General features: G+C 39.6%; 18 protein-coding genes, 1 pseudogene and 1 riboswitch. Of the genes and pseudogenes, 5 read left to right on the plus strand and 14 right to left on the minus strand.

What is annotated here, in order from left to right:
• Positions 1-237 precede the first annotated feature (237 nt).
• Positions 238-600: a hypothetical protein gene (locus QNH43_RS21635; protein ID WP_283915616.1), complete on the minus strand. Its 363-nt coding sequence runs from the start codon at positions 598-600 to the stop codon at positions 238-240.
• A gap of 304 nt (positions 601-904) precedes the next feature.
• On the minus strand, positions 905-1,876 hold the full coding sequence (locus QNH43_RS21640) for an acyltransferase family protein (protein ID WP_283915617.1): 972 nt from the start codon (positions 1,874-1,876) through the stop codon (positions 905-907).
• Positions 1,877-2,261: 385 nt separating this feature from the next.
• On the opposite strand from QNH43_RS21640, the gene QNH43_RS21645 reads away from it, so the two are divergent.
• Entirely contained in the window at positions 2,262-2,654 is a 393-nt protein-coding gene (locus QNH43_RS21645) for a thiol-disulfide oxidoreductase DCC family protein (RefSeq protein WP_283915618.1), read from the plus strand.
• Between the two features lie 82 nt (positions 2,655-2,736).
• Here the strand turns inward: QNH43_RS21645 and QNH43_RS21650 are convergent, their stop codons facing one another.
• From QNH43_RS21650 to QNH43_RS21680, 7 genes and pseudogenes are all read right to left on the minus strand, one after another.
• Positions 2,737-4,083 (minus strand): DUF3238 domain-containing protein, encoded by a 1,347-nt coding sequence (locus QNH43_RS21650; RefSeq protein WP_283915619.1) that lies wholly within the window; start codon positions 4,081-4,083, stop codon positions 2,737-2,739.
• A 160-nt stretch (positions 4,084-4,243) separates the two neighbouring features.
• Complete coding sequence (gene gsiB / locus QNH43_RS21655) at positions 4,244-4,690, minus strand: glucose starvation-inducible protein GsiB (protein WP_283915620.1); 447 nt, start codon at positions 4,688-4,690, stop codon at positions 4,244-4,246.
• Positions 4,691-4,872: 182 nt separating this feature from the next.
• A pseudogene (locus tag QNH43_RS21660) lies at positions 4,873-5,070 on the minus strand (KGG domain-containing protein); the annotation flags it as partial.
• 155 nt (positions 5,071-5,225) lie between these two features.
• Positions 5,226-5,381, minus strand: a complete 156-nt coding sequence (locus QNH43_RS21665) for a YvrJ family protein (protein ID WP_076364148.1) — start codon at positions 5,379-5,381, stop codon at positions 5,226-5,228.
• 51 nt (positions 5,382-5,432) lie between these two features.
• Positions 5,433-5,651 (minus strand): DUF2922 domain-containing protein, encoded by a 219-nt coding sequence (locus QNH43_RS21670; protein ID WP_053536155.1) that lies wholly within the window; start codon positions 5,649-5,651, stop codon positions 5,433-5,435.
• Between the two features lie 37 nt (positions 5,652-5,688).
• A complete protein-coding gene (locus QNH43_RS21675) occupies positions 5,689-5,907 on the minus strand; it encodes a DUF1659 domain-containing protein (RefSeq protein ID WP_283915621.1) in 219 nt (72 codons plus the stop codon).
• A 199-nt stretch (positions 5,908-6,106) separates the two neighbouring features.
• Positions 6,107-6,388 carry a DUF2798 domain-containing protein gene (locus QNH43_RS21680; RefSeq protein WP_349654783.1) on the minus strand — a complete coding sequence of 94 codons (282 nt, stop codon included), beginning with the start codon at positions 6,386-6,388 and terminating at the stop codon, positions 6,107-6,109.
• Between the two features lie 122 nt (positions 6,389-6,510).
• Here QNH43_RS21680 and QNH43_RS21685 point away from each other — a divergent pair, with 122 nt between their 5' ends.
• Positions 6,511-7,380 carry a LysR family transcriptional regulator gene (locus tag QNH43_RS21685; protein WP_283915622.1) on the plus strand — a complete coding sequence of 290 codons (870 nt, stop codon included), beginning with the start codon at positions 6,511-6,513 and terminating at the stop codon, positions 7,378-7,380.
• Positions 7,381-7,606: 226 nt separating this feature from the next.
• Positions 7,607-8,260 (plus strand): hypothetical protein, encoded by a 654-nt coding sequence (locus tag QNH43_RS21690; RefSeq protein WP_283915623.1) that lies wholly within the window; start codon positions 7,607-7,609, stop codon positions 8,258-8,260.
• A gap of 44 nt (positions 8,261-8,304) precedes the next feature.
• Here the strand turns inward: QNH43_RS21690 and QNH43_RS21695 are convergent, their stop codons facing one another.
• The 4 genes from QNH43_RS21695 to QNH43_RS21710 all read right to left on the minus strand — a co-directional run bounded on the left by QNH43_RS21695 (position 8,305) and on the right by QNH43_RS21710 (position 10,233).
• Entirely contained in the window at positions 8,305-8,604 is a 300-nt protein-coding gene (locus tag QNH43_RS21695) for a sigma-G-dependent sporulation-specific acid-soluble spore protein CsgA (RefSeq protein WP_283915624.1), read from the minus strand.
• 71 nt (positions 8,605-8,675) lie between these two features.
• The gene (locus QNH43_RS21700; protein WP_063235187.1) at positions 8,676-8,873 is read right to left on the minus strand and encodes a helix-turn-helix transcriptional regulator; all 198 of its coding nucleotides are present in this window, start codon (positions 8,871-8,873) and stop codon (positions 8,676-8,678) included.
• Positions 8,874-8,883: 10 nt separating this feature from the next.
• On the minus strand, positions 8,884-9,396 hold the full coding sequence (locus tag QNH43_RS21705) for a DUF6773 family protein (protein ID WP_283915625.1): 513 nt from the start codon (positions 9,394-9,396) through the stop codon (positions 8,884-8,886).
• A gap of 267 nt (positions 9,397-9,663) precedes the next feature.
• Positions 9,664-10,233 (minus strand): dihydrofolate reductase family protein, encoded by a 570-nt coding sequence (locus tag QNH43_RS21710; protein ID WP_283915626.1) that lies wholly within the window; start codon positions 10,231-10,233, stop codon positions 9,664-9,666.
• Between the two features lie 195 nt (positions 10,234-10,428).
• On the opposite strand from QNH43_RS21710, the gene QNH43_RS21715 reads away from it, so the two are divergent.
• Positions 10,429-11,355 (plus strand): NAD(P)-dependent alcohol dehydrogenase, encoded by a 927-nt coding sequence (locus QNH43_RS21715; protein WP_283915627.1) that lies wholly within the window; start codon positions 10,429-10,431, stop codon positions 11,353-11,355.
• Positions 11,356-11,998: 643 nt separating this feature from the next.
• On the opposite strand, the gene QNH43_RS21720 is transcribed toward QNH43_RS21715, so the two are convergent.
• Entirely contained in the window at positions 11,999-12,319 is a 321-nt protein-coding gene (locus tag QNH43_RS21720) for a hypothetical protein (RefSeq protein ID WP_283915628.1), read from the minus strand.
• A gap of 666 nt (positions 12,320-12,985) precedes the next feature.
• Positions 12,986-13,089, plus strand: a riboswitch (purine riboswitch).
• 227 nt (positions 13,090-13,316) lie between these two features.
• Here QNH43_RS21720 and QNH43_RS21725 point away from each other — a divergent pair.
• Positions 13,317-14,141, plus strand: coding sequence for a 5'-methylthioadenosine/S-adenosylhomocysteine nucleosidase (locus tag QNH43_RS21725; protein WP_434060213.1), 825 nt, complete (start codon positions 13,317-13,319; stop codon positions 14,139-14,141).
• The last annotated feature ends 12 nt before the right edge of the window (positions 14,142-14,153 follow it).

Genomic DNA, 14,153 nt, shown 5'->3' on the forward strand with positions numbered 1-14,153 from the left:
TAATTACCCTTTAATAATTTTGGAAACATTTCGGTTAATGACCTTCATTTTCTTTCCTGAAATAACTTTTTAAGGGTTGTAACCCTTTTAGTGGCGCCTCCATTTAATCCTGATTAAATGGATTTTTTTGTAAATCACTAAGTATCTGGCAATTTCTTTTCATGAAAAAAACCCTTCAAACCGAAGGGCTCAGACTGTAGACAAACTCTAAGAAAAGCGAGTTTAACTGCCGTTTTTTTATTTAAAAAACGTCCAGATGATTTCAGGAATCCGCTCCCTTTCCGCCGACTGTATGCCAAGCCGCACCAAAGCAAGCGGCTGCGGGGTCTTGGCAAGCCAGTAATTCGGCAGGAGTGTCGCAAATTTCTTCAATCCAATAAGGATTACAGTAAAAAACGATAAATACCGGAGCACTTTATTCGACCAGCTGCACTGTCTTGGGCCATTGACGCAGTTTATCGACCTAAACCACACAATATTCGGCCGTTCACGCACAGTATTCTGCCTACCCCACATAGTATTCGACCGTTGAGGCACTATATTCGACCGTTCCTGTTCGACCTTCATCACTATTCGGGCTCTGACCTCTTTTATATTCAAACAGAAGTCCGCCATTTACAGCGGACTTTTAGTTTGTAGACAAAAGGGGTTCTATCTAAATTTTAAAAACAAAGTTGATTGGAACGGAAGGTGCGAGACTCCTGCGGGAAAAGCGAGTCCAGGGGAGACCCCACAGGCGCAAAAGCGACGAGGAGGCTCCCGGACCGCCTGCGGAAAGCGAGTGCCCTACGTTCCAATCGACGTTCGAGGTTTTATAAACCTAAATAAAAAAAATTTAGACAAACTTGTTTTTATCAAGTTTGTCTACAGTCCCAACCCTTCAATCTGAAGGGCTAGTTATTTGTCATGTTTTCATTTTCATTCCTAATAACATACATTCGACTTTTACAATCGGTTTTCTTGATAATATAAATATAATCGTTACAGATATGACTAATAAAACATAATATTGGCCACTTTCTTTGACCCAATCATAAATAAATGAGTTATAAACATATTCCAGAATAAACATATGAAACAGATAAATAACTAAAGTAATCGATCCTATTTCAGTAAAAAATGTATGCTTTTTAGGAACAATACAAAGAAAACAATAAGTTGCCGCTCCCATGATTAAATAAACGATCAACTTATATATAAAACCGAGGGCAATGGGACCTTCCATTAATTCCTTATAACCTAAACGGCCATAAAACCATTCCCTCCAAGTAATTTCACCATAGAAATAAATGCCGGCAAAGATTAACCCAAGTAGACCCCAGCCTATTAGGGCATTACTTTTCTTTTTAACCCATTCAAAATGATCTTTTTCTAAAAAATGTCCAATTAAAAAGAAAGGAAAGAAAAAGAACGTTCTCGACAAACTTAACCATTCATTTACTTCACCGATGTAACCGATTATTAGAGATACAATTATCGAAAAAACGATACCATATTTCCTTGAGGTAAATATTGACAATAATATATTCCAACAGAATAAGCTTATTAAGAACCATAAGGCCCATCTTGGAGTCAATATTGTGAATTCAATCGGTTCATCAAATAACTTCTGATAATAGAAGGTATAAATCACCTGGAATATTACATAGGGAATTAAGATTTTCTTTATTAGCACCCAGAGGTCCTTTTTACTTTTTATCTTTCTTGAAAAATAGCCGGACACTAAAATAAAAGCTGGCATATGGAATGAAAAAACAAACAAATAAATAGTTAAAATCCATTCGTTTTCTTCTACCATTCGAGCTAATGTATGTCCCAAAACCACTAGTACGATTAAAACAGCTTTCGCATTATCAAAATAAGGATCACGTTTCATTAAATCTTACCTCCTCTAAAGAAACTGCTCGTTATATTTCCTAAACCTTAATTATTGTTTGAATGAAAAAACCGGCTTTCCTCTAAAAAAGGATTGCCGGCTTTTTTACTAAAGGAAATTCATTGGAGTATCTACCATACCATAGCTTGTTTACAGGATAGTTAATGGAAAATAACAGTTTGATAACAGAGACTTAAACCAGGGTGCTAACCGCCAATTGCGGCCTTCTTATGGCACACGCTCCCATTTAGTGACTTGCCGGAACGAGCAAGAACTTCCAAAATTTCAAAACTCCAAGCAGTTCCATACGTTTTCGCCTTACCAGAACGGGTAGTGTATTATAGAAGCATGAGTATGATAACGTCTCTCTATAGGAGGAATGTTCATGAATCCGGTCATTTTATTTGATGGTGAATGCAACTTTTGCGATTCGAGTGTCCAGTTCATCATAAAGCGGGACCCGCAGGGGCTTTTTCATTACGCTTCACTTCAAAGTGAGGCGGGACAAGAGTTGCTGAAGAAGTATGATGTACCTGCAGATATAGATAGCATGGTGCTGATTGAAAGGGATAAGGCCTACTATAAATCGTCTGCAGCCTTGAGGATTTGCCGCCGCTTGCAAGGGGCGTGGAAATTGCTTTACGGTTTCATCATCGTTCCAAGCCTCATCCGGAACTTCGTTTATGATTTCATTGCCAGGAACCGTTACAAATGGTTCGGAAAGAAAGAAGAAAGCTGTATGCTGCCGTCGCCAAGTGTTCGAAAGCGATTTTTATAAAAAAGGCCACATCAACAAGCAAAAAGGACTTCAAGTATTCGAGGTCCTTTTTGTTTTTTGTTTTAGAATGCTTTTCGTCCTTTCATTGTGTAAATGTGGAGTATCTCCATAAATGATTGGCCGTTGGATGTGCCATCATTTCGAGCCCTTTGTTTTCCGCTAGGTGCAGGGGTTCCCAGTTTTGTTCATCTGCCTCCTTTAGGTAGACTTCGTGATGCGGTGCCTGATCATGATACCCGGCTATGTTGATTTCGCCATTTCGGTAAAAGGTCCCGATCACTTTATAATCCACTGCAGGAGAAATGATGATTGGGTTGCCTACAGAGTGTGTCAGCTGAATCGTCGTTTTCTCATGATTGGATAATACATGCTTCACTACAATGTCTTCATCCGAGGCCACTCCTTCTTCGAGGAAATCCCCATCATGGTTGTAGGCCTCACTTTTCCCGACTGCTTTGGTACATTCAATCTCGGCTTCACTTTCCTTTTCGTGAATGTACACATCGACCCTTGTCCTGTATCGGGGTGATTCAGGATCAAACCCGCGGTTGTCTCCTTTAAAATAGGGAACCTTTGAGGCAAGATTGGGGTTTTTCAGCCACTCTTCCGGTAGAAAGGTGGAATAGCGCAGCTGCCAATTTCTTTTCTTTTTACCATCCACATCGTTTCCAACTGGCTGCAAAAGCTGTTTTACAGGTCCTATCTTTTTCGTATTCGTTATTTCCTCGATCGCTGCCTGTGCTTGGGATGAACCTTTTTTTACGGCTCCGACAATACTCGCTACAAGGGATTTCACGGCATAGGACTCCTGCTCTGAACGCGGAAGGGGCCGCTTGGCTTTAATGGTATATGTGTATTCCTGATCCTCACTAATACTCCGATCACTGAAGGAACATCCGCCCACTTTCCCAATATCCACGCCGTTTCGGTAAACCCGATACTCTTTTATTCCTTTAATGGGCTCCCATTCAAGGCTGGCTTGGCCTTTTGCGACAATCGTGGTGAATACCAAATCCAAAAGGATATTATCCTCTTTTTTATTCTCGGCGGTTGTTGATGTCTGTATTTTCATCCTGTTCACTGCCTGTTCTTTTTCATTCAGGCTATCTATCGTGTACGTATAGATGGTTCCTGGAGTCAGTCCCCGATCTGCCATCCTTGGCTCCGGGCCGCTGTAAATCAGCTCTTGCCCCCTGAATACCCGATAGAAACCACCTTCATCAGGCCACATAAGCTTAATGGTATCTTCTTTCCGTTCGATCTTACACATCAAGGAAGCCGTGTTGAATACCGCTTGATGCGTCCTCTTATTGGAAATGAGATAAGCGATGCCCGCAAGACCAAGAGCAAGCAATGAATGCCGTGCAGTGAATGTAACTCCGCCTACTTTTAAACGGGGAAATGAATAATGGACGATCAACTTCTTCATCACCTCTTTCTTTTCTAGGTGTTATTTCTTTACCCACTTTAATTTCCAAGCACACTTTGTAATGTGCTGAGAAGGTTATTTCCATTGGGATGGCATAAAAAAACCGAGGGAATGTTCACTTCCCTCGGTCGGTCATTCATGAGTTTTCCTGGATTATATTTTAACGGCGGCTTTTTTCCCCGCCTTTGCGTCCTGCTTCTTCACGGCTCATTTTTCCATCATCGGAACCATCTCGTTGATTGGCCCGTGCCTCTCCGCCTTTTTCGCCGATTTCCTGATAGAATTCCTTATCATGATTTTCGGATGTCGCTTCTCCGCCTTTTTGGCCAATCTTCTGATAGAATTCCTTATCATGATTTTCGGATGTTGCTTCTCCGCCTTTTTGGCCAATCTCTTGATAGAATTCCTTATCATGATTTTCAGATGTCGCTTCTCCGCCTTTTTGACCAATCTCTTGATAGAATTCCTTATCATGATTTTCGGATGTCGCTTCTCCGCCTTTTTGGCCAATCTCTTGATAGAATTCCTTATCATGATTTTTCGCTGTTGTTTCTCCACCCTTACGGCCTGCTTCTTCACGACTCATTTTATCATTGTTGTTAGTCATTAAAAATTCCTCCTTATTATTTGGATTTTCATTGAACTAGCTACATATGACATGTACCCGCTTGAACAGCTATAAAACTAGAATCAGCTAAATACTTCAGGTCGCTTCTTTTATTTAGCGGCGACTTTTTCCCCGCCATTAAGTCCTGTTTCTTCCTTGCTCATTTTTCAATCATCGGAACCATCACGTTGATCGGCTCGAGCCTCTCCGCCTTTTTTGCCAATCTCCTGATAGAATTCCTTATCATGATTTTCGGAAGTGGCCTCTCCGCCTTTTTTACCGATCTCTTGGAAAAATTCCTTATCATGATTTTTTGCTGTCGTTTCCCCGCCTTTGCGGCCAGCTTCTTCCCTGCTCATTTTTTCATTGTTGTTAGTCATTAAAACTCCTCCTTATTGTTTGGATTTTTGATGAACTAGCTACAGTTTTATGTATACCCGATAGTTTTGATATGAAACTAGAATCTATTAAAACTTTACCATTTAAAAGGAAAAGCATCATGAATGATATCACCCATGATGCTCCCCGCTTATCCTTAACCTGACTTGGGAATCCCTTCTCGCAGGCGATCTGGCAGCTCTACAATGGTTTCATTCAAAGTATCCAATTTCTTTTCAATCCTATGAAGCAAATAGAGGGTAACAATGATCGGGAACCCAATATCACTGACAAATGGCAGGATTTGATCCATTTTCATTCACCTCACTTCAAGTTTGCCCGACATTGATGACTCTCCCGTTCGTCAGATAAGTTCCACTTCCTCGACATTCCGCTCGACAAGGCGTGCCGCCTTCAAATCGACGAAATCCCCGGAAGATGTAACGAACACGTTCCCCGCAATGATTTTTTCCATTGCCAGTTTAACCGTATTTACCTCGACCGGCTCCTTCGGATTATCAACGGAAATCGTCGCTGACTTTCCTTCCTCCGTAACGAAAATCAATTCCAGTACTTTAGCCAATTCAAATCACCTCCCCCTCGTACGACATCAAAACCGTTTAGCCAATCAATGAATACGCATCCACCCGGGTCACTTCACCCATTGGATGATTCTGCACACTTGCGATTGCAACAGCTGATGAAAACAGTTGATCCGCTGTCGCCTCGACCTTGATGTTCGAAAATGCCCTCCGCTTGAAAACGAGAGCCCCTTTTTCATTTAACCCCGTCTCAAAATCGATCCGCAACGTACTTGATACTGGAATCTGACTTGCCATATCACTCACCCCCTTTCACACTCTATATAAACTTTTATGGGATGAAAGTAGCATGGCCTTAATATTTTTCAGGGGAAACGCATAAAAAGCTCCCCATCATTTGGGCAGCTCTATAAATCCATATTTTTTTACTATTTTTCAGGAGTTCTTTAAAACAATAACCACATTTGTTACCGAAATTTTAATTCTTTATTGGCCATTATCCATTGTCTTCTTCTCTCACTAAAAAATCTTTCTCGATTATTGGCGGTTTTTCTACAAAATTAATTCTTCTCATTATTTGCTGTATTACTCTCGGAAAAAAGTAAGCTCCAAAGAAAGCACAGATAAAAGCCTGTGACCAAGTTTTCATCCATGTAGATAAGAATATATGATCGTAACCACTATTTATTGAGACTAATATAAATGAAATAAAAAAGGACATACTAAAAGCCATAAAAAAGGCATAAATAATATTTCGGTATTTAACATTAATCCTCATTATTTTTCTACTTCAACTCCTGACCAAATATTTCTTCACAACTATATTTTATTTCTGCCATTTACATTAGTAAAACCAATTTTTATAATAGTTCTATTACAATTGCTAATGCAAAGGGGTTAGTGGGGTTGAATTCGTATTATGCTTTTATCAAAACCGTAGAAACAGGCAGTTTCACAAAAGCTGCCGAAGAACTTGGCTATACTCAGTCCGCCATTAGCCAAATGGTGCATTCATTGGAGGAAGAACTTTCCACCACTCTTATTTTACGTTCTCGAAAGGGCATTACACTGACACCAGATGGCGAGGAATTTTTGCCATTTATCAGGAAGATTTGTCATTCACATAGGGAACTGACCGAAAAGCACAAAGAGATGGAGGGACTGCAAAGCGGCCTTATTCGAATTGGCACCTTTTCCAGTGTTACATGTCATTGGATACCGGGAATGATCAAAGATTTTAAGGAACTTTACCCAACTGTCCATTTCGAATTACATCAAGGAAATTATACGGAAATCTCAAATTGGATTAAAGAAGGAAGCGTGGACTTTGGCTTTGTGAATTCAAATGTTTCGGATCTAACTACGATACCCCTGCAGGAAGATGAAATGCTGGCTGTATTGCCAGTGAATCATCCTTTAGCATCCTCCACAAAAGTATCATTGAAGGATTTGCTAAAAGATCCTTATATCCTGTTGGATGAGGGAGTTATAAATGAACCATTAATAGGTTTTAAACAGGATAATTTTGAACCTGATACCCAATACCGGGTATTTGATCCCTATGCGATTATGTCGATGATTGAACAAGAGCTTGGCATTTCGATTTTACCGAAACTTCTCTTAAATAAATGTCCCTATAATATTGTAACGAAAACTATCTCTCCCTCCATTATTCGGACAATTACTTTGGCATACAAGGATAAAAGGGTACTGCCAATAGCAAGCAGGTATTTTATTGGCTTCATTATTGAAAGGTATAGGGAAGATTAAAGTAGCCAATTCGTTGTTGCAGCAATTCCTGAGCCTAAAGCCCGTCCGGTTGTTTGTTTCATGAAATAAATCCAAATACCGTTTTTGCTATTCAGCTTATTTTCCCTTTGAATTAGTTTTTTATTACTGACATTTTTGATGCGTAGATAAATGGCATTTGGCTTTAAATGGCACGTCATGTTCGTGTTTTCTGGGAAATAATAATCACGAAAGGATGTGGATGTTAATGTCATTAGAATGGTTTGACAGAGTTAGCGGGGAATTGCAGGATCATCTTGTATCAATTTGTGAAAAATACGACCGTAATGGCAGTATGATCGTGGAGCGCGGGTCGAAGCATCCACGGATCGAGTTTTATACAGAGCTGGATGACAATGAGAGGGATTATTTTTCCACGCTGTTTTTTGATCCGTATAATGAAGAATTTTATATGGAATCGTTCGAGCCTGATTTAGGGCAGATCAGCAAGGTCATCCTTACAGACATTGAAGATATCGTCGATGCTGTCCACGAGAGCTTCCATAACTATTTGGAAGAGGATGATGCCGATTACGAATATGATATGGATATGGATATGGATGATGAAAATGATGATTTGTATGATCCAGACGGCAAAGATTCCGATATATACGAAATCGATGTAGATTGGGAAACGCCTGAAGTGACCGCCTATATCCAGGATAATGAAGTGGAGGTCACGTATCAATTCGGTATCGTTCAGGAAACAGGTGATGGTGTGCTGAAAAGGATCAACCGGATTCGGACAGCGGATGATGACCTGATAAAGGATGAAACGAACTTCATTTTCAGCAAGGAAGAAGCAAGCACGATCATCGCCATGATAGCCAGTCACATGGATTCACTTAGTGAAATGGAATAAAAAACAACAAAACCTTGTCCATGATCATCATGGACAAGGTTTTATCATATAAGAATCAGTTCATATACCTCTGATAATTGCGTGACCCGTTCCGTATCACTCGCTTCCTTCGCATGCTTGATTTCCTGAGGAAGAATATGGTTAAGGAGTCTGGCTTCTTTACCGGATAGCTTATTGACTAGTTCTTCTTCAGAATGAAAATGTCCGCTTTTGATTTTATTATAAATTTCCTGTGCTTCAGGATATTGGTCCGTATAGTTAGATATTATCTCACGTAAGTAACCAATCGTACGATCCATCAAACCATCCCTCTCGAATGTTAGATTTTTGCTTACATGCTCCATCTATACCTTCCCCCATTTTTTGATGATAAATTCCTGAAAAAAAAGATATCCAAGTCAATGGATACCCCCAATCAGTCTTCCTCCCAAAACAAATCATCCAATGTTCGCGATAATGCTTTACAAATACCGACACACAAACTTAATGAGGGATTATACTTTCCGGATTCAATCAATCCTATCGTTTGCCTGGAAACGCCGACAATCTTGGCCAGTTCATCTTGTGACAAGTCCTTTTCTACTCTCGCAAGCTTCAGTTTTATATTTTTCAAGGGAAGCCACCTACAATTTCTTATTATCTTCGCTATTTTTCATTCCGATTTTCTTCGCCAGCAAGTATATACCACCAAAAAACAAAAGTAAAATCGGCAAATAGATCATAACGGATACAAACGATACCAATACAAAATACCATACGCCCTGGGAACTGCCATCCGCATAGGCTACAGCACTATTCACCCCCATGATTATAGCGATGATCAATGCTAAAGCAACCGAACCAAGAATCGTCTTCCTGCTCATCGGTGTTTTGCTGGTGCGGTCATGCATTTCCACTTCATCCCAGAAAACACCTAAGAAAATGGAACGAGCCAAGTAGTATAGCCCTCCTGCAACGATTATCACGAATTCCAGATATAGCTCCCCGCTGCCTGCACCATATTTATATAGTTTGAAAAGTGCACTCACCAGGCAAATGGCCAAAATGACGTGATACATTTCTTTATAAATTTTATTTCTTACATGCTCAACCCGCTCATCCGTGATCTTTTTCGTTCGTTTAAATAAATCCATCATCGATCGACCTCCATTTAATTCCATCACTTACTCCATTATATGATTTATTTAACTTTTTGCAACATATATATTACATTTTATAATTTATAAATGTCAATATACATAAAAAAAGGTATCCACATATCAAGTGTGGATACCTTTTTTTTGTTTTACTCGTGAGTTTTGGGGATTTACTCGTGAATTCTAAGCATTTACTCGTGAGTTTTGCGGTTTTACTCGTGAATTCATCATTTTTTTAAAATGGAGTTAAAATTTTGATCATTTAAATTACCCTTCATTAAGATGATAGCAAAGTTGAACAACGCCAGAGGAAAATCTTTTTGTATCAACCAGTTTTAGATTCAATCTCTCCTTCATGTCAATAAACAAAGGTTTCCCTTCCCCTAAAACAACAGGGTGAACAGATAACCTAAATTCATCAACCAGCCCAAATCTTATAAAAGTTGTAATAAGACTTGCCCCGCCATAAAGCCAGATGTCTTTTCCAGGCTTTTTCTTTAATTCATTTACTTCTTCAACAATATGATCATTTATGATTGTCACTTTATCATCAGTGCTTTTTTTTGTTCTGGAAAACATGAATTTATCTTTGCCATGAACTAATTTCCACATTTCTTTTTCAGTATCAGATACCTCATTTTCCGGAGTATACTGTCCCCATAAATCATAGCTTTTTCTTCCATAAAAAATGGTATCAATTTGATTTAAGAAATCCGTGAACCCCATTTCGGGATCCATAATGCACCAGTCAATTTCTCCTTTTGGCCCTTCAATAAAGCCATCTAAAGTAACTGCTAAATCTAAAATTATTCTTCTCGGTCTTTCGTTAATTGTCATACTTTCATCTCCTTTTGTCTTATAGAATGTCCCCTAAAGATTCGCCCGCTCAGCGAGACACTTGCCCCTGACCGATGCCGGACAAATACCTGCTGCTTTTAAGCATTCATTCTTCCTTTTCGCTTATATGTAGTTTTATATTACAGCTTCTATCATAGTATTAAAAGATTGTATCAAAAACGAAGGAGACACGCGATGAAAGCAATGATATGCACCAAATACGGTTCACCCGATGTACTGGAACTCAAAGAGGTAGCAAAACCAACACCCAAGGATAACGAAGTTTTGGTTAAGGTTCATGCGGCAACAGTGGCTTCAGGGGACATAAGAGTCCGGAGCTTCAAGAGCCCCTTCTTATTATGGCTGCCGATGCGGATCTTCCTGGGTCTTAGAAAACCGCGAAAACCAATACTTGGAGTGGAACTGGCCGGGGAAATAGAGGAAACGGGCAGGGATGTGACAAAATTCAAAATAGGCGACCGGATTTTTGCCATGACTGGAATGAATTTCGGGGCTCATGCCGAATACACCTGTTTACCTGAAGACGGGCCAATCGCAATGAAGCCTGCCAACGTTACCTATGAGGAGGCCGCCGCCGTTTCTTTTGGAGGAACGACAGCCCTTCATTTTTTCAGAAAAGGCAAGATCCAGGAGGGACAAAAAGCCCTCATCTACGGTGCATCCGGTTCGGTAGGGACTTCAGCCGTGCAGCTGGCCAAATACTTTGGAACAGAAGTTACCGGAGTATGCAGTGCCGCTAATTTTGAATTGGTGAAATCATTGGGAGCAGATGAGGTAATTGATTATACGCAGGAGGATTTCACGGAAAGACAAGAGCGATATGACATCATCTTTGATGCAGTCGGGAAAAGCTCGAAAGCCGCCTGCAAGAAGGCACTGACCCCGAACGGGCGATACGTGTCCGTCGAAGGACAAGGAATAGCAAAGGTACTTACGGAAGATTTATTACTCCTCAAGGAGCTAATCGAAACTGAAAAAATAAAATCGGTCATTGATAAACGCTACTCGCTGGAACAGCTTCCCGAGGCTCATAGATATGTAGAACAAGGACATAAAAAGGGAAATGTAGTCATAACTTTGGTTGATCATGATAGACCCTGACAGTGCTTTGCACACCGCCGCTTTTTGCGAACTTTTTCCACCTTTGCTTCTGCTTCTGGAACTTTTTCTCCTTTTGGAGAATGCTCAGTTAACCATTATATCGAAATTAGGGATAACTTGTAATTTGAACGATGTGCTCCACTCCAGGCACACGCTGTCCCGCTCATATTCGGATGTCCTAAGTTTCCAATGGGTTGCATTGGTTGAGAAGAGACAACAATTCTATTGACCATTTAATTATCCCTTCTCTCCATTCACGATCGCGAGAGAGTCCGAAACAAATTTTTTGAACACGGAACAGAATTGCAGATAATTGAAAAACCCAACCCCATACTCCTATGGATTTTTCCATAGGAGTTTTAAACACAAATATTATTTACACTATCTAGGTATTTTTAACTAAAAAACTTTTATTTTTAATTGCTTTAATGCAAAATGGTAAACACATCCTGTTTTTCCAGTGAAAACACACTGCCAAGGGGGGAGAATGTTGAATAAAAAAGTTTTTCTACATGCAGGGGTCTGGTAGTATTCGAATTTTGGCGGTGCTTGCATTTTACCAACCGGCGTATCTAAAACAATGAGGAAGACCAAAAAAAATAGCCCACTTATAGGGCGGCAATCTCCAATATGTATTGATTATTTATATCTCTCCTTTTTCTAGTTTTTCATTTAAAAGTATATAATCATTTTTGTTAAAGGTTATCGCTACTCTATCTAATCTATCTCCATTTGGATATAAATATAACTGTTGATTGAATTTTATACCTAAAGGTACGACTGTTTGATAAATAAGATTTAAAATTTTAAAACATTCTAAATCCACCCCTTCTTTCAAATGATTTTTAACATGAATAATTACTAGATCTTCAATATTTTCAAACCTAGGTTTTCGAGGAGAAATATTATCAGCTTTACAAAGTCTTTTTAATAGATTTTGATAATAATCATGATTTTGTTTCAAATTAACCACCTCATATTTTATTTATTATATAACTAAAATACAAATCATAGAAGATGAGGTAAACTTTGTGAAAAAGATCGTTTTACCCATAGTTTTCATGCTGTTTTCTTTAGTATTAGCTACCCGCCATCTATCCCTATATGGTTCGAGATGAGGCCATTCCGCCCCTCTCCAGACTATAGTCAAATTCGAGAAAAAGTCAGTTTGCCTATAGTCTTTTTATTAACAAAAAGTTCCAGTTTGATTTCAGAAATCCGTTCTCTTTACGCCGACTGTCTGCCAAGCCTCCTCGGCTAGCAAGTTATTCGCCAGGAGTGTCGCAAATTTCCTCCATCCAATATAGGTTTCATCCAATATAAAAAGTAAACCATGAAGGATAAGCAAGTCTTGTTTTAAAAACACTGTTCGGCTACAGTCTTTTCATTTAAAAAGGTCCAGTTGATTAAAGCGGGTGTTCGAGACTCCTGCGGGAAATGCGCGTCTAGGGGAGACCCAAAAGGCGCAAGCCGAGGAGGCTCCACGACCATCCGAGGAAAGCCAGTGCCCTACGTTCCAATCAACGTTTCAAACAAATCACAACCCTATAAAACACGAACATTAAATTATTTTTATATTTTAACGTTCACTTTTTTATTGATTATCTATCATTCGTTTGTTATATTAGCAAAGTAATAATCGTAATTTACTCGTATATGCTCGGAAATATGGTCTGAGCGTTTCTACCTGGTTCCCAGTGAAAGAACTAGACTACGAGTTAAAGTATTCGGCTGCCCGCTTTCTTGAGCAGCGCATGATTTAGCTAATCATTTTGCTTAATCATCTTTACTTTGACTATCGTAGGTCTAGAAGGCAGTAATCATTCTGCCGTTCTGGACCTTTTTCTTTGACCGCAACTGCGAGTGCATCAAACAATCGGATAATATGTTTAAGGAGAAATTATATGAAAAAAAACATGTTCAAAAAGTACACGATATTAGGAATCATTACATTACTTTTCATGTCGGTGATTGCCGCATGCAGTTCTGCTTCCAAAAATGAAACGGTCGAAAAAAAGACTCAAAGGCCTATCATGATTCAAGGTCCAATGCCAATTGAAGCTGAAAATTTCGCGAAAAGGTTAAAAAATGTTAAAGAAGAAAAATCAGGGGATTTTGTATTTTACATTGGAACGTTAGACAATTATCCTGTAATCGTTGCAAAAACAGGTAAAGGGATGGAAAACACAGCTGCCGCTACAGCTTTGGCCATTGAAAGATATAACCCTATTGCCATCATCAATCAAGGGACATCAGGCGGACATGATCCAAGCTTAAACGTTTTTGATATCGTTTTAGGAAAAAGAACGGTAAACCTAGGTTCATTAAAAACGGCTGATAAAGCTGAAAAACAAGGAATCGATCCAACCATTTGGAAACCGATGGACCTAATGGCTTCTGAAGGAAGTGCAGGAGAAGATCCTAACGCTGAAAAACCACGCTTCTACGAGGGAGATAAGGATCTACTCGCAGCTGCCCATGCAGTTAAAGATACTTACACAAAAGGTAAGGTTGTCGATGGCACTATCGGTTCTGCAGACGTTTGGAATAATGAAGTGGATCGGATTAAGTGGTTCCATACGAAATATGGTACATCTGTAGAGGAAATGGAAGGAGCTGCGGCAGCGCAAATCGCCAAAGCTTACGATGTTCCCTTCTTAGGTATACGAGTGCTATCCAATAATAAGGTGAATGGCGGTAAATATAACCCGAATACAGCAGCAGCCAATCAAGAATATGTTTATGAAGTGGTCAAAAAATATATCTCCACGATGCCAAGCAAATAAGGCCGGCCCGGA

Origin of the sequence: Peribacillus simplex (assembly GCF_030123325.1) — a bacterium.
GTDB classification, from domain to species: domain Bacteria; phylum Bacillota; class Bacilli; order Bacillales; family DSM-1321; genus Peribacillus; species Peribacillus simplex_D.

Excerpts from the sequence above, each read along its gene's own strand:
- gsiB (WP_283915620.1), bottom strand. The coding sequence starts at position 4,690 with ATGACTAACAACAATGATAAAATGAGTCGTGAAGAAGCAGGCCGTAAG.
- QNH43_RS21715 (WP_283915627.1), top strand. The coding sequence starts at position 10,429 with ATGAAAGCAATGATATGCACCAAATACGGTTCACCCGATGTACTGGAA.
- QNH43_RS21675 (WP_283915621.1), bottom strand. The coding sequence starts at position 5,907 with ATGGCAAGTCAGATTCCAGTATCAAGTACGTTGCGGATCGATTTTGAG.
- QNH43_RS21665 (WP_076364148.1), bottom strand. The coding sequence starts at position 5,381 with ATGGATCAAATCCTGCCATTTGTCAGTGATATTGGGTTCCCGATCATT.
- QNH43_RS21650 (WP_283915619.1), bottom strand. The coding sequence starts at position 4,083 with ATGAAGAAGTTGATCGTCCATTATTCATTTCCCCGTTTAAAAGTAGGC.
- QNH43_RS21710 (WP_283915626.1), bottom strand. The coding sequence starts at position 10,233 with ATGACAATTAACGAAAGACCGAGAAGAATAATTTTAGATTTAGCAGTT.
- QNH43_RS21695 (WP_283915624.1), bottom strand. The coding sequence starts at position 8,604 with ATGGAGCATGTAAGCAAAAATCTAACATTCGAGAGGGATGGTTTGATG.
- QNH43_RS21645 (WP_283915618.1), top strand. The coding sequence starts at position 2,262 with ATGAATCCGGTCATTTTATTTGATGGTGAATGCAACTTTTGCGATTCG.
- QNH43_RS21640 (WP_283915617.1), bottom strand. The coding sequence starts at position 1,876 with ATGAAACGTGATCCTTATTTTGATAATGCGAAAGCTGTTTTAATCGTA.
- QNH43_RS21690 (WP_283915623.1), top strand. The coding sequence starts at position 7,607 with ATGTCATTAGAATGGTTTGACAGAGTTAGCGGGGAATTGCAGGATCAT.
- QNH43_RS21725 (WP_434060213.1), top strand. The coding sequence starts at position 13,317 with ATGTCGGTGATTGCCGCATGCAGTTCTGCTTCCAAAAATGAAACGGTC.
- QNH43_RS21680 (WP_349654783.1), bottom strand. The coding sequence starts at position 6,388 with ATGAGGATTAATGTTAAATACCGAAATATTATTTATGCCTTTTTTATG.
- QNH43_RS21705 (WP_283915625.1), bottom strand. The coding sequence starts at position 9,396 with ATGATGGATTTATTTAAACGAACGAAAAAGATCACGGATGAGCGGGTT.